The following is a 24,615-nucleotide window of genomic DNA, read 5'->3' as shown; positions in this document are numbered from 1 at the left end:
ATGTGATACCGTGCTGGCAAGCGGTGGAGCAGGAGGGTTTGAGTTGCTGCGAGGACGTGTTGATTGACAGTGACGGGCCAGTGGCCCGTCACTGTCAGGGATATCAGGCTTTGCTGAAAACCGCGCAAAACATGGTATCGCTATCGATGTCAGGAGCACCCAGCAGTGTCTGTTTGACCAACACAAAGTCCGGATTGGCTTCGAGAAAACGATGACAGACGCTTTCGTTTTCTTCCACTTGCCAGCTGCAAGTGGCGTAGATCAAGCGGCCGCTGGCACGCAGTGCTTTGGCGGCACGGTCGAGCAGGTTGAACTGTAATAGATGCAGTTCTTTGGTGTTGTCTGGCGTCAGACGCCAGCGCGCGTCCGGATTGCGGCGCCAGGTACCGGCATTGGTACAGGGAGCGTCAACCAGAATACGGTCAAAGCCTTGTTGGCGGGCAATCTCGATGGGCAGGCGCAGCGGTGCTTCGCCATCCCAGACAAAGTTGCGGATATTGGCGATGGCGGCGCGTTTGGCGCGTTTTTTTAATTCATCGAGCTTGTACTGGTGCAAATCCGTGGCAATCACCGCGCCTTTTTTACCCAGCGCAGAAGCCAGTGTCAGGGTTTTGCCACCGGCTCCGGCACAGGCATCCCAGATTTTCTGTCCTGGCTGGACATCAACCAGCTCACAGATCAACTGGCTGGCAGCATCCTGGATTTCAACTCTGCCAGCTTTGAAGGCATCACTGCGGGTGACGTCATTGCCGCCTTCGGCAGCGTGAACGGTATGGGTCTGGCCATCCAGGCTGACAGGGTACTGACGGACGATGACGCCATCACGTTTCAGTGCCCGTTCGAGTGATTCATCATCGGCACTGGTTTTACTGGCGACCTGACGCAACCACAGTGGTGGTCGGCGGGTTTGTTGTTCAATCCAGTGCTGCAGGGTGTCGTCGCTCCAGCCGGATTTTTCGGCCCGACGTTTGAGCGCCGGCTCCCAGCCTGGACGCAGACCATGCCATAACAGAAACAGGGCGTTGTCTGCAGACTGCGCCACCCGTTGGCTGAATTCGGCAAAATGCTCGCGGCGGGCCTTTTGCTGGGCGATTTCCGGCAGACGCCAGTCGGCTTCATTGCGTAACTGCAGCCAGTACCAGAAATGTTGCGGGTCGGCCTCGGTGGTGTCATTCGGCGACCAGGATTGATCCCATCCGACCCAGTCGTCGAACCCCGGGTCCTGGAAGCTATGTTCCAGCGCGTCGGCCAGTTGGCGATAACGCATGGCGTCCATCATGGCGTTGTCGATCGCCATGCGGTAACCACCGTGATAACGCTTCTGGTATTTGGCGCGTTGCTTCAGCCAGCGGTCAAGCGGCGGGTGAGGGATGGTATCCAGCCAGTCCTGCCAAACGGTCAGCAGGTCGGAGTAGGTAATCAGAAAAGTATCCTGGTGGGTCATTCGGCGTTCACAGCTGTAAAAAATCAGTGCCCAGTTTACCCGAATATACGGTGATCGTTGTGCTGTTTTGTGTGTTCGCTGGTAATCCCGTTTTCATAAGGCATAATGCCCGCTTTTTCTGAAGGGGTAATCCGATGAGCATTGAGCATACTTTGCTGGAACGTAGCAACCACAGCTGTGAATTATGCGGTGCGACAGATGATCTGTCGCCGTGGGCAGTGCCGCCGCAAGAGCTGGCGTCGTCGGATAACCATATTCTGTTGTGTCCTCACTGTCTGGCGCAAATTGAAGGGGCCGAACTGGATCAGAATCACTGGCGTTGCCTGAACGACAGCATGTGGAGTCAGGTGCCGGTGGTTCAGGTGATGGCTTACCGCATGCTGAAGCGCTTGAGCACTGAGACCTGGGCCCAGGATCTGATGGACATGCTGTATCTGGAAGACGATACCCGCAAGTGGGCCGAAGCCGGAGCAGCCGCTGAGGATGAGGAGCCAACCCTGGATGTGAATGGTGTGGCCCTGGCGGCCGGCGACAACGTGACACTGATCAAGGATCTGGATGTCAAAGGTACCAGTATGACGGCGAAACGCGGCACCGCGGTACGAGGGATTTCGTTAAGCGATAATCCCAAGCACATTGAAGGTCGTGTAAATGGCCAGCGGATTGTGATTATTGCGGCTTACTGCAAAAAATCCTGATACCCCACCCCAATGTTTGCGCCCTGTGGGCCAAAAGCAAATCACCGACGGGGCTGGGCCTCGTCGGTGTGTTATGTTCGTTCCTTTATCCTTTAATAGTCTCTTATAGTCTCTGCGTATTATCTCTTCTGTTTGCTGCTGGGCAGCCCCGTCACTGATTGAATCATTTTCCTGCCGGCGTATTCAGCTTAATCACAGGCTGAATTCGGTTAATACAAATACAGCCACTTGTCGGGTAATACCAGCCCACTTCTATATCCCATAGCCGAGTGCCGTATTGACGCTCAGGCGCTGGTTGCTGATACGCCGGTTTGGGGTCTTGGCTGAGGCATTGTTCAATCAGATCGACCAGGGGGTTGCCGCTGTGTTGCTGCAGTTGTTGGGCCGTTGCCAGGGCATCGGTGTCCCAGTGCACCTGAATGGGTTCAGGGGCATCGGCGGCAATATGATTCCAGGCCTGATCGATATGATCGGCATAGGGGACATAGGGTTTGATGTCGATAATGGGAGTCTGATCCAGCAAGTCGACTCCGCTGACGGTCAGGGTTGTGGCGTTGATCTGCTCGATTTTGACCAGGGATTGACCAATGGCATTGGGGCGATGGCTGCTGCGGGTCGCAAATACGCCGAGTTTGCTGTTGCCGCCCAGACGCGGTGGACGAACCCGCATTCGAGGTGTACTGCCCGGTGCTGCCATGGCCTGGTGGAACAGGAAGATCAGCCAGACATGACTGACCTGCTCAAGGCCATCGAATGCCAGCGGATCATCAAATGGTGGCAGCAGGGTGATTTCTCCCCGGGCAGCTGGTGCCAGCATGGGCTGCCTCGGGATGGCAAATTTTTCACGGAATGGCGTATGGGCAATGGCAACGGGTGATAAAGAATACATGGTGCTGTGATGTCTCGGCTGCAGCGGCCCCTTGCGGAGCAAAATATCAGTATATCGGGTGGCTTGTTGCGTTGCAGTGATTGTCATGGTTGTTATCCTTGCAGGCCCATGACAATGAGCATGTGAAGTCGCGGGGGAACATGGTTAAATTGGCCATAGCGCTCTCCGCTTTCAGAGAGCTGATGTTGGACTGAATACAGGATACGGTTGAATGAGTGAGCAAGCAGAACCAGGCGTTTCGTCTCTGACAGCACGTCTGCAAAATTGGTGGTCGGATGGTGGTGCCTGGCGTACCGGTATATTGGTATTGTTGGCGGTCTGTTTGTTGTTGTCCGTGGTGCTGGGGTTTATCTGGAGTAATGAACCCGATGCCTTTGCCGTCAGGGAATCCGCCAATACCCGTGCCGAAGCCATGGGCGTGACACCGGTGATCGGCTTCACCACTACCAGTACCCTGATCACCATTACCGACACCCTGTTGCACAAGTCGGGTGGGTATTTGAGTAACGACATTTTTCCTCCGGGTCTCTGGCTCGATAATATTCCCAACTGGGAATTTGGTGTGTTGGTGCAGGTACGGGATTTTTCCCGGGCGCTCCGCAAGGATTTCAGCCGCTCCCAGAGCCAGTCGACCGAAGACAAGGATCTGGCCATCGCGGAACCACAACTGAATTTCGACAGTGACAGCTGGGCAGTACCGTCTACCGAGTCAGAATACGGCCGTGGTCTGAAAGCGCTGGAAGCTTACTTGCAGCGTTTGTCTGACCCGAACGAACAAACGGCCCAGTTTTATGCCCGCTCTGACAATCTCCGGCAATGGCTGATGGACGTTGAGACCCGTCTCGGCAGTTTGTCGCAGCGCCTCAGTGCATCGGTTGGCAAACGTCGCCTGAATACTGATTTGGCCGGTGATACGGCGGCCCGCCAGGCAACCCCGAACGACTACGATCAGGAAGTAAAAACCCCGTGGCATAAGATTGACGACGTCTTTTATGAAACCCGTGGAACGGCTTGGGCCTTGTCTCATTTATTACGGGCGATCGAAGTGGATTTTAACGACGTACTGGAAAAGAAAAATGCGCTGGTGAGCCTGCGTCAAATCATTCGTGAGCTGGAAGGTACGCAAGAACCCATCTGGTCTCCAGTGATTCTGAATGGCAGCGGTTTTGGTTTGTTTGCCAACCACTCACTGGTGATGGCATCTTATATCTCTCGGGCCAATGCGGCGATTGCCGACTTGCGGGAGCTGCTGTCCCAGGGCTGATGGTTCTGTGAGCTGACAAGCAGTCAGACCTGTCCGGGTCTGGCTGTTTTGCTTTATGTTTGCTTATCGTTTTATCCTCTCCGTTTACCCCCCGGCTTCCGCCTGCCAATGTGCCTGTCACACAAGTGTCATATTCAAGCAACCTTTTTGAAATATTACAGAAACATACTGCAGCCTGAAAATAGGGTGCGGGTGCTTGTTTGCTTGCCGTTTATCACCGAAACAATGTTGCAACCTTAATCGGTTGTTGGCGTTCGTTGTCGGCAGATCAGACCTCCCCCGAACTTAATATCTTAAAATCCTTCAGGGGGCTCAATGAAACCGACTCGAGTGTTGCTTACCGCAGCGTCAACGCTATTCATTTCTCAAGTGATGGCTGGTGAAGCCGTGTTTTATATCACCGAAGACGGTGCATCCATCCGTGATGTAGCAGTCAGTGTTGATGGACAAAAGCAATTGATCGGTAAAACCGGTTTTGTCAGTTTTGATATCAACAGCGGTACTCACAGTGTCGAACTGTCCAAGTATGGCGAATGGCTCGGTGAGTTTGAGTTCAGTACCGAGAGTGTTGATCAAAATGCCGAAATCCAGATAGATGTTCTGGGTGGTGAAGCGCTGGAAGACGTCTTTGTTTACACGCCAGGACAAGAAGAAGTACCGGCGTTAGGGCAGATTTCAGGTTATCTGGAATCAGAAGAAACCGGTGGTGCTGTGGCGGGTGCCAGCATCTCGTTGTCCGGAACAGATATGGCGGTAGTGACTGATGAAGATGGTTACTTCAGCTTTGAATTACCACGGGGCAGCTACGATGTATCGATTGCTCACCCGAACTATGGCCAGCGTGACGTCAGTGACGTACGAGTGATGGCCAATGTGAACACCGGCGTTAACCTGACGCTGGGTATGTCGGGCAACGGCGTGATCGAAGAAGTCGTGGCTGTTGGTTCCTACATTCCTTCAACCGCGACTGCGCAACAGCGTGATTCATCAGCGGTGCTGGATGCTATTGGTTCGGAGCAATTCTCCCGTTTTGGTGATTCCGATGCGGCATCGGCTTTGAAGCGTGTAACCGGGGTTTCTGTCGCGGATGGCAAGTATGCGGTTGTTCGTGGTCTGAATGAACGTTACACCTCTGTACTGTTTAACGGTGCCATGGTGCCCAGCCCGGACCCTACGCGTCGTGTTGTGCCTTTGGATTTGTTTCCATCCGGTGTTATTTCTTCCGTCAATGTTGAAAAAACATTGATTGCCAATCGCCCGAGTGATGCGGCCGGAGCAACTATTGATGTCCTGACAGGAGATACGCCGGAGGAGTTTGAAGGCAAGTTGTCTGTCTCTATGGGCTACCATGATGGTACGACTGGCGAGTCAGTGAATGCACAGAAAACCTCTGGTATGGAAGTATTGGGCTTTGGCAGTTCAGATCGTGACCTGTCTGGCTCCGCCAAAAGCTCCAGCGGTGATATCACTGGTTCCGATGGCGCCCAGTTGCTGGACGTTTCCCAGTGGGAAACCGAAGACACAACCATGTCCCCTGATGTCAGCATTGAGGGAAGTGTGGGGGATCTGATTGGTGATTACGATCTGGGTAGTCTGTCCTATAAGGTAACCGGTCGTTATTCCAATGAATGGGATTACACCGAAGAAGATCGCGCCAACTATTCTGCCATTGATGCCAACTCCTACAGAGAAGCGGATGAGTACATTCGTTACCGTGCGGTGAATCTGATTGACCTGAGTTTTGGCGGGACCTTGGCTCTTGAGTCGGACAACTACACGCTGAATTCCAATACCTTGCTGCTGCGTCAGACCCAAGCCGACAATGTGGAAGAAAAAGGTGCTCGTGGCGAATACCGTCAATTTACCATTCAACGTGAATATACCTGGCAGGAACGTGAGTTCTTTACCCAGCAGTTCACGGGTCAGCATTATTTTGATGACTTTTACAGTGCGCAGCTGGATTGGGGGCTGACATACGCCAAGGCTTCCCTGTATGTGCCGGACAGCCGCTCATACACCTTGATTGATGAAAACTCTTCCATTGCTATTGATTCGACTTTTAATCCTCTGGCCGAAGACTACAGCGACAGCGCGGAAATCGATTTCTCCTCCAAGCCAACACGGGAGTGGACGGATCTCAACGATGACTCCGTCAACTTTACTCTGGATGGTCAGATCGCAGCTCTGGATGACGATGAATATCAGCTCAAGATTCTGGCCGGTGTCAGCATCATGAGCCGTGAGCGTGACGTTGAGTCCTATTCATTCCAATACGATGCCGACAACCTGACTGCTGAACTCAGCAGTGCGACTGATATCGTTGACGTGATCAATCAGCAGAACTTTGAAGACGGTTATCTGAGTGTTCGTAATAATTCGGATGACAATGCCTCTTATACCGGCAGCTGGGATTATTCGGCCTTTTATCTGATGCCGCGTCTGGAGTACTACGACAACTTTACTATCGAAGCGGGTGCTCGTCTTGAGAACAGCAAGATGGAAGTGGAGACATCTGGCAGCAGCCCGACAACGGCAGAAATTGAAACCAACGATGTTTATCCGAGCCTGAACGCTACCTATTTTGTGACCGAAGATTCACAAGTACGTTTTGCTTACAGTACATCGGTCAACCGTCCTGACTTCCGTGAGGTTGCTCCGGCGCAGTTTACGGATTCGGTATCCGGTGATCGCTATGTGGGTAACGAGAGTCTGACAGAATCCAGTATTACCAGCTTGGATTTGCGTTATGAATATTATTTCTCTGATGCTGAAAGTGTAAACGTTGCGATATTCCGTAAGGATTTCGAAGATGCTATTGAACGGACTTCCAGCATTATCTCTGGTAGTACCAACGAAGTATTGTACTCCTTTGATAATAACGGAGATGCCTATGCTCAAGGTGTCGAGCTGTCTGCTTCAAAAGATATCGAAATGCAGGATCTGAACCTCCGGCTGTCTGGTAACGTGGCCTATTTTGATACGGAAATTGAAACCTTTACCGACTCAGGAAACCTGGACGAAAGGCGCCGTATGCAAGGCCAGCCGGACCTTTTGGGTAACCTCCAGATCGCTTTGGATGAATATGAGTCCGGCCGTGAATATACCTTGGTCATGAACTATACCGGTAAAACTCTGAGTGCCGTTAATCCGGATGATTTGCTGGATAACGAATATCGTGAAGCTCGTATGGTTCTGGATATGAACTTCAAACAACCGATTATCATGGATGAACTGGATCTGAAAGTGGCACTTAAAAACCTGACAGATTCCGAGGTAAAGGAAACCCAGGGTGAAGGTGGAAGCCTGACCAAACGTTATAAACCTGGACGTGAGATAAAAGTCTCTCTCTCTTATCAGTTTTAAATAAAATTTAAGAAATCGTAACAAAACAGTCATCTGCTGCCCCTAGAGTGGGCAGCATCCGAACCCTGTTGGAATATTTGGAATAAAAGGAACAAATGATGAGCAAAGATCTCCTGAAAATGTTGTCCATCGCTGTTGCCGCAGCTTCTTTGGCCGCTTGTGGTAGCAGTGACAGCGACAATGACAACGATAACGACAATGATGATACTGGTTCTGATGAAATCAGCTACAACACCAGCGCCAACCCATCATTTTCTTTTGACCAGACTACCTACGTCGGTGCGGTAGATCCTTCTGCATCTGAAGAGTGGTACGGTTTCGCCATGGCTGGTTCTTACCCGGCTGCTGCTACAAACATCGATACTTCTTCAAGCGCTGCAGGCACTTTCTCTGCTGATGTTACCTTTGCTCCAAGCATGGATGGCATCACCGCCGCTTCTTCATGTCCTGCTCTGGACGGTAACTCAGCGCTGACGATCGAACAGGATGGAACTGTTGTCGTTGATGGTCAGACTTTCCCTGTTTGTACCATAGAAGGTACTTTCACTGCCGATGCTGAACTGACCAACACAGTCGTCTGGTCGATGGTTGATCGTGTGAACGTAGGTAACGGTAATGGTCTGCAAACTGTTGATACTACATTTGCAGATACTGACCTGACTATCCAGGCCGGTACTGTGTTCATGAACCAAGCCGGTTCTTCCATGGTTGTTACTCGTGGTTCAACGATCAACGCTGTGGGTACCGCTGCTCAGCCAATCGTTATGTCTGGTATTGAAACAACGACTGATTTCGGTGGCGACACTGAATGGGGTGGTCTGGTTCTGCAGGGTTACGCTTACAACAACAAATGTGGCAACCCAGAAACTGAAAGCGTGTGTAACGTTTCCGGTGAAGGTGCCGCTGGGTACTTCGGTGGTTTCGACAACTCTGACAGCTCTGGTGCTCTGGAATATGTGATCGTTACTGAAGCAGGTCTGGAAATCGCTAACGGTGATGAACTGAACGGTATCGGTTTCATGGCTGTCGGTTACAACACAACTGTGAGCCATGTACAGGTTCATGGTAATAAGGATGACGGTGTTGAATTCTTCGGTGGTGCTGTAGATGCCACTTACCTGGTGCTGACAGGCAACCAGGATGATGATATCGACTGGGATGAAGGTTACGTTGGTAATATCCAGCACGCTCTGGTCGTCAAATACCAGAACCAGGACAGCAATGGTAACCATGTTTTCGAACTGGATACTGCTGGTGATGCTGATGAGTCTCTGTATCAGGAATCGAACCCTACTGTGGCTAACGTTACTGCGATTGTAGACCTGAGCACTGCCACTTACGGTGCTGGTAATATCGGTAGCGGTATCCATCTGAAAGCCGGTTCTGAAGGTCGTTTCTTCAACAGCTTGCTGGTAGGTGATGTTGCTAACTGTGTATACCTGAACGATAGCACGGTTGAAACTACTGTAGCCGGTGAAAACAGTGGTGTGATTGATTCTGCATTCCAGAACATCCACTGTGGTACGGTCAACACGCTGGAAAACAATGGCACCTTCACTCTGGATAGCCTGGTTACCCTGTCTTCAGTAACACTGAACGACATGCTGGCTGAAACAGCTATCGGCGCTGTATCGGCTACGATCGCTTCTGCTGAAGTAGATGGCACTGCAGACTGATTTGACTGTCTGAAACAGACAAATCCAAACGGCGCCTTCGGGCGCCGTTTTTGTTGGTGTTGCTCACGTTATTGTCATCTATCACCGTCATAATTAGCATCAACACAAGATAGAGCGCGGCGCGCAAGCAATGTAACAGAAGTGTCATGTTGCTTGAGTAGTCTGCGCACTCAAATTGGGGAGTCTGTTTTTATAACAGGCATCACGGAGTCTATACGGGTAATACATATGCCAATGCAACTGCGAACTCGAAATATTCTGGCCGCAGCCATACTCAGCGCCGGTGTTGTGTTTGGCGCTACGGCCGCTGATGTCAACACGGCGATCGACAAGGGTGTCAACCGCGTCAGTAACGCGCAGGCGTCTCAGCAAAAAATCGATTCCATCGATAGCAGCATTCGTGCGGCAGAGCGTGAATATCGTGGTGTCGTCAAGGAATCCGATGGTCTGAAAGTATACATCGAGCAACTCGACAAGCAGCTTGCCGCTCAGGAAGAAGAGCTGGCTGGTATTGAAGAAAGCATTGAACAGGTCACACTGGTTGAGCGTCAGGTAACACCTTTGATGCTACGTATGATTGATTCGATTGATCAGTTTGTACAAGCCGATGTACCGTTTCTGCTTGAAGAACGCACTGGGCGTGTCAACGCGCTGAAAGCCTTGATGGGACGTTCCGACGTCACCGTGGCAGAAAAATACCGCAAGGTGATGGAAGCCTACCAGGCTGAAATCGATTATGGCCGTACCATCGAATCGTTCCGGGGCACCCTGGAAGGCCGTGAAGTGGACTTCTTGCGGGTTGGTCGTATTTCCCTGATGTATCAGTCTCTGGATGGCAACGTTCTGGGCGTCTGGAACAGCGCCGCAAAAGCCTGGGAAACACTGGACCCATCGATGAAAAGCAAGCTGATGGCAGGTATCCGTATTGCACGTGAGCAAGCGGCTCCCAGCCTGATCAAAGTACCTGTTGCAGCAGCTCAGGAGGCCAAATAATGAAATTCAAGGCACTATTACTGTCAGCTACGCTGGCTTTGGGTATCAACACCGCAGTGGCTGCTGAAGCCGTTTCTGTTGATTCCCTGTTGAATCTGGTGAAGCAGGGACAGGCCCGGGACAATCAGGAATTTCAACAACGCCTCAAGCGTTTTAATTCCGACAAGGCTACCCAGGAAAAAATGCTGGCCGATGCCCGTAAAGAACGTAACAACCTGCTGAAAGACAGCGAAACCAAGGAAAACAAATTTCAGACCAACGAAACCACGGTGGCAGAAGCACAAGAGCGTCTGACCAACCGCATGGGTTCGTTGAAAGAATTGTTTGGTGTACTGCAGCAAGTGGCGGGTGATACCAAGTCGATTTTTGAAGGATCGGTTATCAGCTCTGAGCTGCCAGGCCGTGATGCTTTCCTGAAAGACCTGATCATTACTGCCGGTTCATCTTCCAAGCTGCCATCCATCGAACAGCTGGAACAGCTGTGGTTCGAGATGCAGCGTGAAATGACTTATAGCGGTCGTGTTGCCAAATACAACGCAGATGTTGTTATCCCCAGTGGTGAAACGGTACAGAAAGACGTTATCCGTGTGGGTGGGTTCAACGTTGTGTCCGGTGGCAAATACCTGAACTGGGATCTGGAAGCCGGTCGTCTGGTCGAATTGGACAAGCAACCTGGTGGACGTTACACCGACCCGGCTACCGAACTGGCTGCTGCTTCAGGTACCGACCTGACCAGCTTCTGGATTGACCCGTCACGTGGCCAATTGCTGAAAATCATGGGCCAATCACCAGAACTGGGCGATCGTGTCGACCAGGGTGGTGTTGTGGGTTACATCATTATTGCACTGGGTGGCATTGGTATCCTGCTGGCGATTTGGCGGATGCTGGTGTTGATGCTTGAAAGCGGTCGTATCCGCAAGCAAATGGCTACTGAAACCCCGAGTGATAATAACGCTCTGGGTCGCGTGATGGCGGTTTTCCAGGCCAATAAAGATGCCGATATCGAAACACTGGAATTGCACCTGGGTGAGGCCATTTCGGCTGAAATACCGAAGCTGACCCGTGCTATTGGCTGGATCAAGATTATCTCTGTAGTAGCACCGCTGCTGGGTCTGCTGGGTACGGTGACCGGTATGATCGATGTGTTTGAAACCATGTCGCTGTTTGGTACCGGTGATCCGAAACTGATGGCTGGTGGTATTTCCCAGGCACTGGTTACGACGGTTCTGGGTCTGGTGGCTGCAATTCCTTGTGTGTTCTTGCACACACTCACCAACAACCGCAGTCGCGAGTTGATGATGATTCTGGAAGAGCGGGCGACAGGGATCCTGGCGCGCCAGTCCGAACAACAACACGCTAAAGCGGCGTAATCTCATGTTGGGTGAACTGTACGAACCCGTTTACCTGTTCATGGAGCGTGGAGGCGATGTCCTCTACGCCATCTGTGGGCTGGTTTTTATTCTGTGGTTGTTGGTTCTTGAGCGTGTTGGCTACTTCCTGTTTGTTTATCGGACGTCGCTGACGTCGGCGATAAGCGAATGGGAAGGGCGCAACGAACGTCGCTCCTGGGCAGCGCACCAGATCCGCCAGGATCTGATCAGTCAGCTGTCTTTTGAACTTTCTGCCAATATGAGCACTATCAAAATGTTGATCGGCCTTGCACCGCTGTTCGGGTTGCTGGGTACTGTCAGTGGCATGATCGAGGTATTTGACGTGATGGCGTATCTGGGCAATGGCAGTCCCAAGGCCATGGCATCCGGTATCTCCAAAGCGACGATTCCGACCATGGCAGGTATGGTAGGTGCTATTACCGGTGTGTTTGCTCAGTCCTTGCTGGATCGCTATATCAAGCGTGAAAAGATCCGCATTGAAGACAAGCTGACCTTCGATCACTAATTCAAGAGAAGATTGCTATGAGACGCGGTTTTTCAAATTTGACCCCACAGGCTGAAGAGGGCGAGATCGACATTACTCCCATGCTGGACGTAGTGTTTATCATGCTGATCTTTTTCATCGTGACGGCTTCTTTCGTGAAAGAATCCGGTATCGAAGTCAATCGTCCGGATGCCAGTACATCCAACGCCAAACCACGGGCGAATATCCTGATTGCCATCAATGACCTTGGCGAAATCTGGATTAACAAGCGCCGGGTTGATGAAAGCCAGGTACGGGCCAACATCGAACGGATGCACGCTGAAAACCCACAGGGTACGGTGGTGATTCAGGCAGACGAAGAAGCCAAGACCAAGCAGTTGGTCGCAGTGATGGATGCTGCTCGGGCCGCCGGGGTATATGACGTATCTCTGGCAACAGAGGAGCGCTAGGTATGTTCCTGACCCTGCTACGCTTTGGTGCAGCCCTGGCCGTTGCAGCGGTTGCGACCTTTGCCGTTTTCTGGATGATGCAGAGCCTGATCAGTACTGGCGGCTCTGTACTTAACGAGAATGATTTTGGCCGCATCGAAAGCTTTGTCATGAGCAAGCCGGATGATGAGGTGCAAACCAAGGAACGCAAACCGCGCAAGCCACCGGCTGCAGCAAAAGAGCCGCCCAAGCCGGATATGCCCAAGCCCCAGATTGCCAAGGCATCAACCGATGGGTTTGATGTTGGCGGATTTGATATGGGTGCCGAGCTGAGCGTTGATGCCGGGTTGTCTGGTGGTTCCGGCGATGGTGATTTCTTGCCAATCGTCAAAGTGGCCCCTAACTATCCACGTCGTGCGGCACAGAAAGGTATCGAGGGCTATGTGGTGGTTGAATTTACGGTAACCAGTCTGGGTACCGTGATTGACCCTGTCGTGATTGAAGCCGCGCCACCGAATATCTTTGATCGTGAGGCGATGGCGGCAGTGAAGAAATTCAAATACAAGCCCAAGGTGGAAGATGGAAAAGCGGTTGCCGTCACCGGTGTTCGTAACATTATTCGCTTTGAACTTGAGAAAAACGGCAGATAACCGGAGGTAGCATGAAAAAGCCAATTGCCTTGTTGAGTGCCGGCCTGATGGTATGCTCGCTGTCTTTTATCAGTGTGGGTGCCGTCAGTGTTCAGGCGGCAGAGCAGTCCAGCGCTGAATCCAGCAAAAAACGTGTGCGTCGCTCCGCGACCATGCGTCCGGTTATTTACAAGAAACTGGACGGCGCACGTGAGCTGGCTGATGCCAAGAAATATCAGGATGCGTTGAAAGAACTGCAGTCGCTGGAGAAACGCAGACGTAACTCCTATGAGACCGCCATGACGCATAACATGTATGCGTATGTGTATTTCAATCAGGAAAAATACAAGTCAGCGGCTGCCGCTTATGAACAGGTTTTATCCGTTGGCAACATTCCGGAAAGTCTGGAACAAACCACGCTGTACAGCCTGTCGAAGTTGTACTTGATTCAGGAGGACTACAAAAAAGCACTGGTTCCTCTGAACAAGTGGTTCGGGATCGTCGAGTCTGCGAATGCAGAGTCCTTTGTCCTGCGGGCGCAGATTTATTTCCAGATCGAGCAATACAGCAAGGCGTTGCCGGATGTGAAGAAGGCCATCGCCATGACCAAGGAAACGGGCAAGATGCCCCGTGAAAACTGGTTGATGCTGGAGCGGGCTGTGTATTACCAGAACAAGGACTTCAAAAACCTGGCCCGGTGTCTGCAAGACCTCGCGACCTTGTATCCGAAATCTCAATACTGGGTGCAACTTGCGGCCGTTTACAGTGAGCTGAACCAACCGAAGAAAGAGCTGGCAACACTGGAAACCGCTTTTGAGCAGGGCATGTTGACCAAGGAAAGTGAGCTGGTGAATTATGCACAAGCGCTGCTGGGTCAGGATATTCCTTACAAGGCCGCCAGTATTCTGACTTCAGGGATGGAAAAAGGCGTGATCAAGGAAAGCGCTCGCAGCTTGTCGTTACTGGGTGATGCCTGGATGCTGGCGAAAGAATACGATCAGGCCATTGGTGTGATGACCAAGGCAGCGGATCTGTCGCACAAGGGCAGTGATTATTTCAAGCTGGCGCAGATTCATACTGAGCGTCAGGAATGGAATCTTGCCCTCAGCAACGTCAAGTTGGCTATCGCACAAGGCGACTTGACGCAGCCACATTCGGCGCTGATTCTGCAGGGATTGATCCTGTTTAATCTCGATGAGTTAACGGCGGCCAAAGGCACGTTTGTTAAAGCCCGGGGTTATGACGCGGCAACCAAGACTGCCGATCAGTGGATCAAATATATCGAAGACGAAGAACAGCGTCGGGCATATATGGCCGCTTCATCCTGATAGCAACAGCAATAGACACAAAAAAACCGCTCTTGTAGCGGTTTTTTTGTGTCTGTTTATCGGCATCGTCTTATCGGCATCGTCTTATCGGCATCGTCTTATCGGCATCGTCTTATCGGCATCGTCTTATCGGCATCGTCCGCATCCAGTCATGACTCCAGAATAGAGACCAGCTCTCTGGCTTTGTTTAACGCCGGGCTGATGCTTTCTGCCTCCAGGATACTGTCGGGGCGATAGATCAACAAAAACCCGTCGCTCAGTTCAATATTGATCGAGTCATGCTGCTCCAGCCACTGACAGAGATCGCCGTTCAGTTTGATACGGATGGCATGAGGCTTGATCGCTGAGATTTTCCACTGCTGTAATGTAGGCGGCAATTCGGCGCTGGCCAGCGGGATGCAGCGGTCTGGCATTGGGTCAACAAACTGGTCGCGGGAGTAGGCGCCGGGGTTGTAAGGGCTGGCCCGGAATCTCCCCACATGCTGGTGTTTGCATTCGATCAGCAGCAGCGTTTGCTGGGAGATACCATGAGCCGTAATCATCGGATAATCGAAAATCTTGTAGGCTCGTTGCTGCCAGTCTCCGCGCAGCTGGTGGCGGCCATGGCGAATCTGGCTCTGGTGGAACAGCTCAAAGCCTGCTGCCCTGAGTTCCCGATCCAGCGCCGCATATCCCTGATACTCTGCTTCCAGATGTGGTGCCAGTTGACGGCGTGATTTCCCTGCGGCGTTTTGTGTCAGATACAAGAGCGCCCCCAAAGTGCCTGCCAGCAAGAACACAATCAGCACAGATAAGACAATGGTCATAACAGATTCGTTTTGGCTCGTATTTCCGTGGAGTGTACCATCTCACCGGTCTACCCGAGCTGGAATGATCCGGCCGGTCTCCAGTCCAAAGGAATCGAGTGTGAGTACATCCTCCGACGTTACATTCAAAACACTGTCTGCCCGGGGTGGCTTCAAGATAGGCTTGGTGAGTCTGACTCGCGCCAAGTCGATGAATGCCTTGACCCGGGAGATGATTCAGGCCATTGGTCGTCGCCTGGCCCGCTGGCAACAGAGCAAGCGTATTGTTGCCGTGGTGATTCAGGGAGAAGGGCGCTGTTTCTGCAGTGGTGGCGATATTCGTCAGTTGTACGACGGTATTGCCGATGGCGATGAAACAGGGCTCAAACAAGCGGATCAGTTTTTTGAGCTGGAATACAAAACCAATATCCAGCTGCACCGTTTTACCAAACCACTGATCGCCTGGGGCCATGGTTATGTGATGGGCGGCGGGCTGGGATTATTCCTGACGGCCAATCATCGTATTGGCACTACCTCAATGCAGCTGGCCTGGCCGGAAGTGCGTATCGGCTTGTTTCCGGATGTACTGGGAAGCTGGTATTTATCCCGTATTGAACCGGCGTTGGGGTATTGGATGGGGCTGACCGGGATGCCGATCAATTCGACCGATGCGCTGTCGCAACGCCTGATTGACTACCAGATGGCCGATGGTGACCTGGAACCCTTGATCGGGCAACTACGTCGCCTGGACTGGACGGAACGCACACCGGATAACCAGCTGTTGGTGCGGCATTTGTTGGGTAACTGGTCAACGCCGGCGGCAGCAGACAAGCCTGAGAGTGACTGGTTACGTACCGGAGCGACGATCACCGAGATGATGGCCCCGGTTATCCAGCAAGGACTTGTGGCACTGCCTGCCGCTGATGCGGATCAGGATGCCTGGGTTCAGCGTGGGTTGAACCAGCATCATGCAGGTTGTCCAGCCACGGCCCGATTGCTGGTTGCCCAGTTGGCGCTCGGCAGGCACATGAGTCTGGTTGAAGCAGCCCGGCTGGAGCTGGTTATGGCCTGGCAGGCATGTCGTCACCCGGATCTGGTGGCAGGTATCCGGGCGTTACTGATTGACCGGGGAGCGCTGCCGCAGTGGCAGCATGCGACTCCTGCCAGTGTGCCGGATCAGTGGGTCAAAGCCTTGATGACATCGCCCTGGAAGCGTGATGAGCACCCGTTCGCTAATTTGTAGCGTGCAACGGGTGCCTTGACTTCGAGAGTGACGTGTTACTCCGCGGTTGCTGGACTGATAGCAAAAGGCAGTGGGGTAACCGTGATTGGCGTTCCATCGTCAAGAGTTAGAGGTTCTTCTGGTTCACCGTTCAAAACCAGTAAACCACCGGTACCGTGCCAGCTGGCCACTTCGCCAACCGCTTTGATACTGGTCTTGACCGGGCTGAGCAAATCCGGAGTGGCTTCGTCCGCGCAGGTCGCTTTGACCAGTTGCTTCTTGGCTTTACCCAGATACTGCACTCGGGCGACTACTTCCTGCCCGGTGTAACAGCCTTTTTTGAAATTGACGCCATCCAGCTTGTCCCAAGCGATATGCTGCGGAATCCAGTGTTCAACACTTTTTTGAGTGACCCATACCAGCCCGGCCTGAATATCCTGCTGCTGCCATTCCGCCTGCGCTAATGGTGTGCTGTCCGGTGTTGTAGGGGCGGTATCCGCCCAGCATTCAATCCTGCCATCCGGCCAGTTCAGCAGTAGAGCATCGTGCTGTTTTTGCAGTGTGCGTTCGCTAACCGCAGCAGGTACGGATGTTTGATAGCCGAAGATGGCCGTTGACAAGGGAGTCAGTGACACCTTGTAAAAGACGGCATACTTGCTGAGGTGGCGCTGGAATAACTCCGTTACATCCGTCGCGAGCCGAAATATAAAGCGGTCATCCGTATGTGCCAGCATAAAGTTGGTCACCATACGGCCTTTGGCGTTACAGCAAGCGCCAAGGGTCCACTGGCCATCGGCCAGCCCGGTTACGTCACAGGTCAGTTGGCCTTGCAGTAGTCGGGCCGCATCCGGGCCGGTCACTTCCAGTAATGAAAAGTCTGACAAGCGGTTGTCTGTTGCTATTGGTGTAGTCGAGATCGTGTTCATAAATTCCTCCTTTCAGCCAGTGTACTCCGGTTTGTATTCGGGGTGCATGATTCGCATTCAATCTCTGTATGGCTGTCGCCTGAGTAAGTGACGGGGATGGTGTTGTTTTTGGTGTGCGTTGCAGGTTCAAGGATGGGGTGGCGCTGGTATACTGGCGCCATTGAACAGGAGAGTAATGTGATCGACGAAACTGAAGTTAAACGTCTGTGGTGGCACAGCCGTCGCGGGATGCTGGAACTGGACGTATTGCTGGTGCCCTTTGTTGAAAAAGCCTATCGCACCCTGGAGCGTGAAGACCAGTTGCGTTATCAGGCGCTGATTGATCATGAAGACACGGATTTGTTTGCCTGGTTTCTGGAGCGGGTGATTCCGGATGATCCGGAAATGCACAAAATAGTGGTGCGGGTACTGGAGCATGCACGCAACCCCTGAGCTGTTGTGGCGGTTGCATTCCAGCTTCTGGCAAACCGTCCTGGATGTGCTGGCCTTGCTGACACTCTGCTCGCTGCTGCTGGTGTATCAGTATGGCGTGTGGCTGGCGTTGTCCGCGGGTCTGTTGGTATTGGCCATATACGCTGTCTGGTATGGCAAACAGGATCCGGTGGTTGGCTTGCAGAGGCTCGGCGTTACGGATGAGTCCGCCAGTATTCCTCATTGGCGACTGATCCATCGCAGTGGCCATACCCGAATGGTACGTTGGCGGGCAGGGAGTGTCCGGCGCAGCCATCTGCTGATCTTGCGTTATTCTGTCTGGCCCTGGCAGGGGCTGGTACTGCGCCGTTGTAATTTTGACTCGGAGCAGCACTTCAAGGCGCTGCAACGGGTGCTGTACAGCGAACTGTAAATCGCCACGGTTGGTTCTTGTGTAACGCTACAGCTCACCCAGTTCTCGTAAATGTTTGGCAGTGACGACGGTATCAAAGGCTCTTGGCAGTGGCTCTGGATAATCCCGGCTGTAATGTAGCCCCCGGCTTTCACGGCGCAACAGGGCTGAGCGGATGATGATATCGGCGACATCGACCAGGTTACGTAATTCCAGCAAGTCGGCGGTAACCAAGTGGTTGCTGTAAAACTCCTGGATTTCCTGTCGCAACAGTTGCACGCGGTGTTTGGCGCGTAACAGGCGTTTGGTGGTACGAACAATCCCGACGTAATCCCACATGAAACGCCGCAATTCATCCCAGTTGTGGGCAATCACGACGTCTTCATCGGAATCAGTCACCAGGCTGGCATCCCAGGCCGGTACATCCGGAATATCCGGTACCGAGTTCAGGCTTTCAATAATATGGGTAGCCGCTGAACGGGCGTAGACCAGACATTCGAGCAAAGAGTTGCTGGCCAGACGGTTGGCACCGTGCAATCCGGTACAGGCCGTTTCGCCAATGGCATACAGACCGTCGATATCAGTGCGGCCAAAATGGTCGGTGACGACGCCTCCACAGGTATAGTGCGAGGCCGGTACAATCGGAATGGGTTCATTCAGGATGTCGATGCCGAGTTCGAGGCAACGTTCCAGAATGGTGGGGAAGTGCTGGCGAATAAAGTCGTCCGGCTTGTGGCTGATATCCAGATACAGACAGTTAGCTCCGAGGCGTTTCATTTCGTGGTCGATGGCACGGGCAACGATATCCCGGGGTGCCAGTTCGCCCCGGGCGTCAAAACGATCCATAAAGCGGCTGCCATCGGGCAGTAACAGCTTGCCGCCTTCACCCCGTACCGCTTCACTGATCAGGAAGGATGTGGCGACCGGATGGTACAGACAGGTGGGATGAAACTGGTTGAATTCCATGTTGGCGATACGGCAACCAGCGCGCCATGCCATGGCAATGCCATCCCCCGAGGCAATATCCGGGTTGGTGGTGTACAAATACACTTTGCTGGCACCACCAGTGGCCAGCACGGTGGCCCTGGCGGTAATGGCGGCAACCTTGCGAGTGTCCTTGTCGAGGAAATAAGCCCCGATACAGGCTTGGCCATCAAGTCCGAGCTTGTCTCGAGTAATCAGGTCAACGGCGATATACTGGTGTAACAGATGCAGGTTGGGTTGCTCTCTGGCACGCTCGATCAGTGTGTCGGAGATGGCCAGCCCGGTGGCATCGGCGGCGTGGATAATACGGCGGGCGCTGTGACCGCCTTCCCGGGTCAGGTGGAAACGCTGATCGCCTCCCTGTTCGGCAATACCGTCCAGGGTGAAGGGCACACCGCTATCGATCAGCCACTGGATGGCAGAGGCTGAGTTTTCTACCGTAAAGCGCACGGCAGATTCGTTACAGAGTCCGGCACCGGCAATCAGGGTATCAGAGACGTGGGCGTCGACACTGTCGGTGGCGTCGAGTACGCCAGCCACGCCCCCTTGTGCCCAGCGTGTTGAGCCGCTGTCCAGTTGGTCTTTGCTGATCACTGCCACTTGCAGGTGAGAAGGTAATGATAACGCCAGTGTCAGGCCAGCCGCTCCGCTGCCAATGATGAGGACGTCGAAGGTCAGTTGTTCGCTCATGGTCATCTGATTTCTGTTAACGATAGGGGTTTATAATGCCAGCCAAAGCGCTGACAGAATACGTGTCAGGGAAATATTCCTGAACTTTTCGCTCGGCGCCCAGTCTTCCATTTACAGCCACAGTGGAGGCCCGTACAGTGACCAGCGCAGCAATTTTGACAAAACAGCCCAAGAAGGCGTCGGAACAAGGCATGACAGATCATCAAAATACGGACCGGCAACTGGTCGCAAGGGTTCAGAAAGGTGATCGTCGCGCCTTTGACTTGCTGGTGCTCAAATATCAGCATCGTATCCTGTCTTTGGTTGGACGTTTTGTGTCCGATTTTGCTGAAGCACAGGATGTTACCCAGGAAGCGTTTGTGAAAGCCTACAAGGCTTTGCCCAATTTTCGCGGTGACAGTGCGTTCTATACCTGGATGTATCGGATCGCTGTAAACACTGCCAAAAATCATCTGGTCAGCCGTGGTCGGAAGACACCGACCCATGACATCGATCCGGATGATGCCGAATTTTTCGGCGATTATAGCCCTATGCGTGATATCGAAACACCGGATGGGTTGTTGCAACGGGACCAGTTGCGCGACGTGGTGTTTGGCGCCATTGAGGCATTACCCGATGATCTGCGTATGGCCATCACATTGAGGGAAATGGACGGACTCAGCTATGAAGAAATTGCTGAAGCAATGGATTGTCCAATTGGTACGGTTCGCTCCCGGATTTTCCGGGCTCGTGAAGCGATAGACAAGAAAATGCAGCCATTGCTTATGGCCACTGCGTGACGGTCTGGAAGGTAACAATAATGAACGATCGTATGAATGAATCTATCTCGGCCCTGGTTGACGGAGAAGCCGATGAACTTGAAGTTCGTCGGGCTTTGAACCAGCTTGAACAGGATGAAGAACTGCGTGAGCGCTGGAGCCGCTATCAGCTGATGGGCGCGCTGATGCGCGAAGAACCGGCCACTACGGTCGACTTGTCTCGCGGTATCATGCAAGCCATTTCAGGTGAGCCGATGGATGAAGTACCGGCCCGACAAACCGCTGCTCATGAGCCGGTTCCGGCTGTCGACGTTGCGGAAACCGAACACAGCCATTCATGGCGTAAACGCAGTGGCTGGATTGCTTCTGGTGCCGTGGCTGCCTCGGTAACTCTGGCGGTATTGATGAGTGTCCGGGTGATGGATGGCGCAAGCTCGGTGCAACCGGTTTCTGTTGCGGCGGTGGATACACCCAGCCTGAATGTACAGAGTGCTGAAAGCAAGATGGTGGCGGGATCGGATATTGCCACAGACTCAGCCCCGACGCTTGAAAGTGGTTTTGGTCTGAACGGCAGCAATATCAGCCTGGTTTCCATGGATGCCGGCGAGCTTTCCGACACACTGACAGAAGAGCAGTTAAGCTCTGCCCAAAGCCGATTGCATGAATATGTGATGCAGCACAGTGAGCACGCGGCACTGAATACTGGCAGAGGACTGATGCCATTTGCCCGGGTTACCAGCTTTGAACAAGGCGGAGATGCCCAGCAGTGAGAGCCGCCTGGTGTGTTCTGACCCTGGGGCTGGCGCTGGTTAATCCCGTTAATGCCAGTCCGGCAGGTTCGGATAACCAGATTACCGATAACGCTATAGCCTCAGTACATGCCTCCGGTCCGAGACAGTGGCTGGCCCGCATGTCTCACGCCATCAAGGAAGTCAACTACCAGGGGGTACTGGTATTCGGCAATGACCGGCTCTGGCACACCATGGCCATCAGTCATGCGATGGTCGATGGTGTTGAATATGAAAAAATCTCTCATCTGACCGGCCACCCCCGGGAAATCATCCGGGTCGGACAGGACGTCAGTTGTACCCACCCGGATGATCAGGCATTACGGATGTATGATCAGACCGCCAATCTGTTGTCTGGCATTGACCCGGATCTTCCGGCCCTGGGGTCCTACTACCAGATTCGACAAGCCCGATCCGAAAGAATTGCTGGCCGGGATGCCTTGCAAATCCAGGTAGTGCCGAATGATACTTTCCGTTTTGGCCAGAACCTCTGGCTGGATAAAGAAACCGGTTTGTTGTTACGATCGGATCTGGTTGACCAGTCGCGCCAGGTGATCGAGCGTTATCAGTTCGCCGAGATCCGTATTGGCCAGAGCATTCCATCCACCGAGTTTGATGCACCGCCAGACAGTCATCAGTATGTCTCTCATTTTGGGGCTTCAGCGGCGACGGCGTTAATCCAGCATCAGCAAGATTGGTATCCGGACTGGGTACCCCCTGGTTTTACCCGGTCAACGGAGTCCGATGCGACAGCGGGTGCAGCGTTATTGTACAGTGACGGTTTGTCAGCCTTTACCTTGTTTGTTGACCAGGTTGAGCAGGACTCCATGCCGGATATGAGCCGGCGCTGGGGCGCAACGGCGGCGGTGGTACGGCATCAGCGTGCTGGCGAACGCAGAATGAGGATTACAGTTGTTGGCGAGTTGCCGATGGCAACGGCCAAGCGTATTGCTTTGTCGGTACGTTATGCGGGTAATCATCCGATTTCAGAGAGGTAACCATCCATGCCACGTGAAATGGTTGAAGTAAAAGAAGTCGCAAACGGCGGCGTCTGGGTTGAAGGTCTGCAACAGAGCGCTTGTGGCAGTTGTAATTCACGGGCGGGCTGTGGTCAGGCGACACTTAGCAGTATGGGCAAGCCAATACGACTGTGGGTTGCCACAGAATACGTGTTGGAACCCGGTCAGCAAGTGGTGCTGGATCTGCCGTCTGGCAGTCTGGCTGCCAGTGCAGCGACGCTGTATGGCGTGCCACTGGTGGGATTGATTCTGGGAGCTGCGGCTGGCCAGACTTCTGGCGGTGATGTCGCTGCCTTGGTGGTCGGCGTTCTGGGGCTGGCAGGAGGCTTGTTACTGGCGCGTTATATTGCCAATCTGAAACGCCAGCAATGGCTGCCGGCAATTGTTTCTGTGTGTTCGGAATTCTAGCCACAAAATCGACTCTATAATCTCTGCTTGTTACGTTGGTTCACCATTCCCTTGGTGTTAATCATGATCTCGTATTGCCGTTAAAAAGGGTTATCTATGACCAGGATATTCAAATTACTGTTTCCCGTTGTGTTATTGCTGGCATCTGCAGTGCACGCCAGTCTGCCGGATTTTCGTGATCTGGTGAAAGAAGCGTCACCGGCAGTGGTGAATATCAGTACGATACAGCATGTCAGTAGCGGATCCAGCAGTTCGTATCAGCAACGTTATGGCCTGCCGGAAGATGTTCCGGAAATATTCCGGCACTTTTTTGGCGTGCCGTCGCCTTCCCCTCGTGGAGAGCAGGAAAAAACATCTTTGGGCTCCGGTTTTATCGTGTCGCACGATGGGTATATTCTGACGAATAACCATGTGATTCAGGATGCCGACGAAATTATCGTGCGGCTCAACGACCGGCGCGAACTGGAAGCCAAACTGATCGGGGCCGACAAGAGTTCCGATCTGGCTTTGCTCAAGGTTGAAGCCGATGATCTGCCTATCGTCAGGATGGGAGACTCCGACGCTCTGGATGTGGGGGAATGGGTGGTGGCTATTGGCTCGCCGTTCGGTTTTGACTATTCCGTAACCGCGGGGATTGTCAGCGCCAAAGGACGCAGTTTGCCAAACGAAAACTACGTGCCGTTTATCCAGACCGACGTGGCGATCAATCCGGGTAACTCCGGTGGGCCATTGTTTAACCTGGATGGCAAGGTAGTGGGTATTAACTCTCAGATTTACACGCGTTCCGGTGGGTTTATGGGGGTGTCGTTCGCCATTCCGATTAACGTCGCCATGGATGTGGCGGATCAGCTAAAAGAAAGTGGCGCCGTAAGTCGTGGCTGGCTGGGTGTCGTGATACAGGAAGTCAGCAAGGATCTGGCAGAATCGTTTGGCCTGGAGAAAGCCGCGGGTGCACTGGTTGCCCAGGTGGTACCAGACAGTCCTGCAGAGCAAGCCGGATTGAAAAATGGCGATATTATTACCCGTTTTAATGGCGAAACCATTTACCTGTCATCAGATTTGCCGCATCAGGTCGGGCGGGTTCGTCCCGGTACTGAGGTCCGTATTGATCTGGTTCGTAATGGCAAACGCAAGCGCCTGAATGTGGAAGTAGGGACGCTGTCGAATGATAAAACACAGACACTGGCATCCAACACGACGCCGGGAGAGTTCAGTAGCGATGCAATCGGGGCGCTGGTTGCCGACTTGAACGACAGCCAGCGTCAGAAACTGGGCTTTGATGGCGTGCTGGTCAAGGCGATCAAGGATGGCCCAGCTGCGGTTTCTGGTTTGATGCCGGGAGATGTAATTACCATGATTTATGGCGAAAGCATTAATAATCTGGATGATTTCAAACGGGTTGTGAGTGAATTGCCAGGGGATCGTAGTGTGCCTATGCGTATTGTACGCCGCGGTTCGGCACTGTTTATTCCACTGCGAGTTCCGAAATAACCTCGCAACCGGGTGCAGATAGCGATACAACAACGGCAACGTCAGGTTGCCGTTGTTGTATCTGCAACCTGGTTGGCGATCCGGGTTGACTCTTTATTAGCCATGTATGACGCTTTCAAGTAAAATCCCGCCCC

The 24,615-nt window shown here is 52.9% G+C and carries 23 protein-coding genes; 18 read left to right on the top strand and 5 right to left on the bottom strand.

Going from position 1 to position 24,615, the window contains the following annotated elements:
• Window positions 1–103: 103 nt before the first annotated feature.
• Window positions 104–1,444 carry an RsmB/NOP family class I SAM-dependent RNA methyltransferase gene (locus Q8W32_RS13990; protein ID WP_303433441.1) on the bottom strand — a complete coding sequence of 447 codons (1,341 nt, stop codon included), beginning with the start codon at window positions 1,442–1,444 and terminating at the stop codon, window positions 104–106.
• 134 nt (window positions 1,445–1,578) lie between these two features.
• On the opposite strand from Q8W32_RS13990, the gene Q8W32_RS13985 reads away from it, so the two are divergent.
• A complete protein-coding gene (locus Q8W32_RS13985; RefSeq protein ID WP_303433439.1) occupies window positions 1,579–2,142 on the top strand; it encodes an alkylphosphonate utilization protein in 564 nt (187 codons plus the stop codon).
• 163 nt (window positions 2,143–2,305) lie between these two features.
• Here Q8W32_RS13985 and tsaA read toward each other — a convergent pair whose 3' ends face one another.
• Window positions 2,306–3,118, bottom strand: coding sequence for a tRNA (N6-threonylcarbamoyladenosine(37)-N6)-methyltransferase TrmO (gene tsaA, locus Q8W32_RS13980; protein WP_305415410.1), 813 nt, complete (start codon window positions 3,116–3,118; stop codon window positions 2,306–2,308).
• 124 nt (window positions 3,119–3,242) lie between these two features.
• Here tsaA and Q8W32_RS13975 point away from each other — a divergent pair, with 124 nt between their 5' ends.
• The 9 genes from Q8W32_RS13975 (at window position 3,243) to Q8W32_RS13935 (ending at window position 14,587) form a co-directional block, all read left to right on the top strand.
• Window positions 3,243–4,295, top strand: a complete 1,053-nt coding sequence (locus Q8W32_RS13975) for a DUF2333 family protein (protein WP_368501383.1) — start codon at window positions 3,243–3,245, stop codon at window positions 4,293–4,295.
• A 315-nt stretch (window positions 4,296–4,610) separates the two neighbouring features.
• Window positions 4,611–7,658 (top strand): TonB-dependent receptor, encoded by a 3,048-nt coding sequence (locus tag Q8W32_RS13970; RefSeq protein WP_303433435.1) that lies wholly within the window; start codon window positions 4,611–4,613, stop codon window positions 7,656–7,658.
• 98 nt (window positions 7,659–7,756) lie between these two features.
• Window positions 7,757–9,334 (top strand): hypothetical protein, encoded by a 1,578-nt coding sequence (locus tag Q8W32_RS13965; RefSeq protein ID WP_303433434.1) that lies wholly within the window; start codon window positions 7,757–7,759, stop codon window positions 9,332–9,334.
• A gap of 228 nt (window positions 9,335–9,562) precedes the next feature.
• Window positions 9,563–10,327: a DUF3450 domain-containing protein gene (locus Q8W32_RS13960; RefSeq protein WP_303433432.1), complete on the top strand. Its 765-nt coding sequence runs from the start codon at window positions 9,563–9,565 to the stop codon at window positions 10,325–10,327.
• Entirely contained in the window at window positions 10,327–11,697 is a 1,371-nt protein-coding gene (locus tag Q8W32_RS13955) for a MotA/TolQ/ExbB proton channel family protein (protein ID WP_303433430.1), read from the top strand. Before Q8W32_RS13960 ends, Q8W32_RS13955 begins: the two co-directional genes overlap by 1 nt.
• Window positions 11,698–11,701: 4 nt before the next feature.
• Window positions 11,702–12,223 carry a MotA/TolQ/ExbB proton channel family protein gene (locus Q8W32_RS13950; RefSeq protein WP_303433428.1) on the top strand — a complete coding sequence of 174 codons (522 nt, stop codon included), beginning with the start codon at window positions 11,702–11,704 and terminating at the stop codon, window positions 12,221–12,223.
• A 17-nt stretch (window positions 12,224–12,240) separates the two neighbouring features.
• Entirely contained in the window at window positions 12,241–12,651 is a 411-nt protein-coding gene (locus tag Q8W32_RS13945) for a biopolymer transporter ExbD (RefSeq protein WP_303433427.1), read from the top strand.
• A 2-nt stretch (window positions 12,652–12,653) separates the two neighbouring features.
• Entirely contained in the window at window positions 12,654–13,280 is a 627-nt protein-coding gene (locus Q8W32_RS13940) for an energy transducer TonB (RefSeq protein WP_303433425.1), read from the top strand.
• Between the two features lie 11 nt (window positions 13,281–13,291).
• Window positions 13,292–14,587 carry a tetratricopeptide repeat protein gene (locus Q8W32_RS13935; RefSeq protein WP_303433424.1) on the top strand — a complete coding sequence of 432 codons (1,296 nt, stop codon included), beginning with the start codon at window positions 13,292–13,294 and terminating at the stop codon, window positions 14,585–14,587.
• A 149-nt stretch (window positions 14,588–14,736) separates the two neighbouring features.
• On the opposite strand, the gene Q8W32_RS13930 is transcribed toward Q8W32_RS13935, so the two are convergent.
• Window positions 14,737–15,393 (bottom strand): hypothetical protein, encoded by a 657-nt coding sequence (locus Q8W32_RS13930; RefSeq protein ID WP_303433422.1) that lies wholly within the window; start codon window positions 15,391–15,393, stop codon window positions 14,737–14,739.
• 100 nt (window positions 15,394–15,493) lie between these two features.
• Between Q8W32_RS13930 and Q8W32_RS13925 the strand changes: the two genes are divergently transcribed.
• Window positions 15,494–16,615: an enoyl-CoA hydratase/isomerase family protein gene (locus tag Q8W32_RS13925; RefSeq protein WP_305415409.1), complete on the top strand. Its 1,122-nt coding sequence runs from the start codon at window positions 15,494–15,496 to the stop codon at window positions 16,613–16,615.
• A 35-nt stretch (window positions 16,616–16,650) separates the two neighbouring features.
• Here Q8W32_RS13925 and Q8W32_RS13920 read toward each other — a convergent pair whose 3' ends face one another.
• Window positions 16,651–17,520 (bottom strand): folate-binding protein YgfZ, encoded by an 870-nt coding sequence (locus Q8W32_RS13920; protein WP_305415408.1) that lies wholly within the window; start codon window positions 17,518–17,520, stop codon window positions 16,651–16,653.
• 177 nt (window positions 17,521–17,697) lie between these two features.
• On the opposite strand from Q8W32_RS13920, the gene Q8W32_RS13915 reads away from it, so the two are divergent.
• Window positions 17,698–17,952, top strand: a complete 255-nt coding sequence (locus tag Q8W32_RS13915) for a succinate dehydrogenase assembly factor 2 (protein WP_303433417.1) — start codon at window positions 17,698–17,700, stop codon at window positions 17,950–17,952.
• Window positions 17,936–18,364 carry a hypothetical protein gene (locus Q8W32_RS13910; RefSeq protein ID WP_305415406.1) on the top strand — a complete coding sequence of 143 codons (429 nt, stop codon included), beginning with the start codon at window positions 17,936–17,938 and terminating at the stop codon, window positions 18,362–18,364. The genes Q8W32_RS13915 and Q8W32_RS13910 overlap by 17 nt, the downstream gene beginning before the upstream one ends.
• Window positions 18,365–18,391: 27 nt before the next feature.
• Here Q8W32_RS13910 and nadB read toward each other — a convergent pair whose 3' ends face one another.
• Complete coding sequence (gene nadB / locus Q8W32_RS13905) at window positions 18,392–20,017, bottom strand: L-aspartate oxidase (protein WP_303433413.1); 1,626 nt, start codon at window positions 20,015–20,017, stop codon at window positions 18,392–18,394.
• Between the two features lie 191 nt (window positions 20,018–20,208).
• Between nadB and rpoE the strand changes: the two genes are divergently transcribed.
• From rpoE to Q8W32_RS13880, 5 genes are all read left to right on the top strand, one after another.
• On the top strand, window positions 20,209–20,796 hold the full coding sequence (gene rpoE, locus Q8W32_RS13900; RefSeq protein ID WP_303433412.1) for an RNA polymerase sigma factor RpoE: 588 nt from the start codon (window positions 20,209–20,211) through the stop codon (window positions 20,794–20,796).
• Between the two features lie 20 nt (window positions 20,797–20,816).
• Complete coding sequence (locus Q8W32_RS13895) at window positions 20,817–21,545, top strand: sigma-E factor negative regulatory protein (protein ID WP_305415405.1); 729 nt, start codon at window positions 20,817–20,819, stop codon at window positions 21,543–21,545.
• Window positions 21,542–22,561, top strand: a complete 1,020-nt coding sequence (locus tag Q8W32_RS13890) for a MucB/RseB C-terminal domain-containing protein (RefSeq protein WP_305415404.1) — start codon at window positions 21,542–21,544, stop codon at window positions 22,559–22,561. Before Q8W32_RS13895 ends, Q8W32_RS13890 begins: the two co-directional genes overlap by 4 nt.
• Window positions 22,562–22,567: 6 nt before the next feature.
• On the top strand, window positions 22,568–22,990 hold the full coding sequence (locus Q8W32_RS13885; protein ID WP_303433408.1) for a SoxR reducing system RseC family protein: 423 nt from the start codon (window positions 22,568–22,570) through the stop codon (window positions 22,988–22,990).
• 96 nt (window positions 22,991–23,086) lie between these two features.
• Window positions 23,087–24,481, top strand: a complete 1,395-nt coding sequence (locus Q8W32_RS13880) for a DegQ family serine endoprotease (RefSeq protein WP_305415403.1) — start codon at window positions 23,087–23,089, stop codon at window positions 24,479–24,481.
• The last annotated feature ends 134 nt before the right edge of the window (window positions 24,482–24,615 follow it).

This window comes from Oceanobacter sp. 3_MG-2023, from assembly GCF_030688925.1.
GTDB lineage: Bacteria > Pseudomonadota > Gammaproteobacteria > Pseudomonadales > Oceanobacteraceae > Oceanobacter.
The sequence above is the reverse complement of the archived record's forward strand: the minus strand, read 5'-3'. Positions and strand labels throughout refer to the sequence as shown.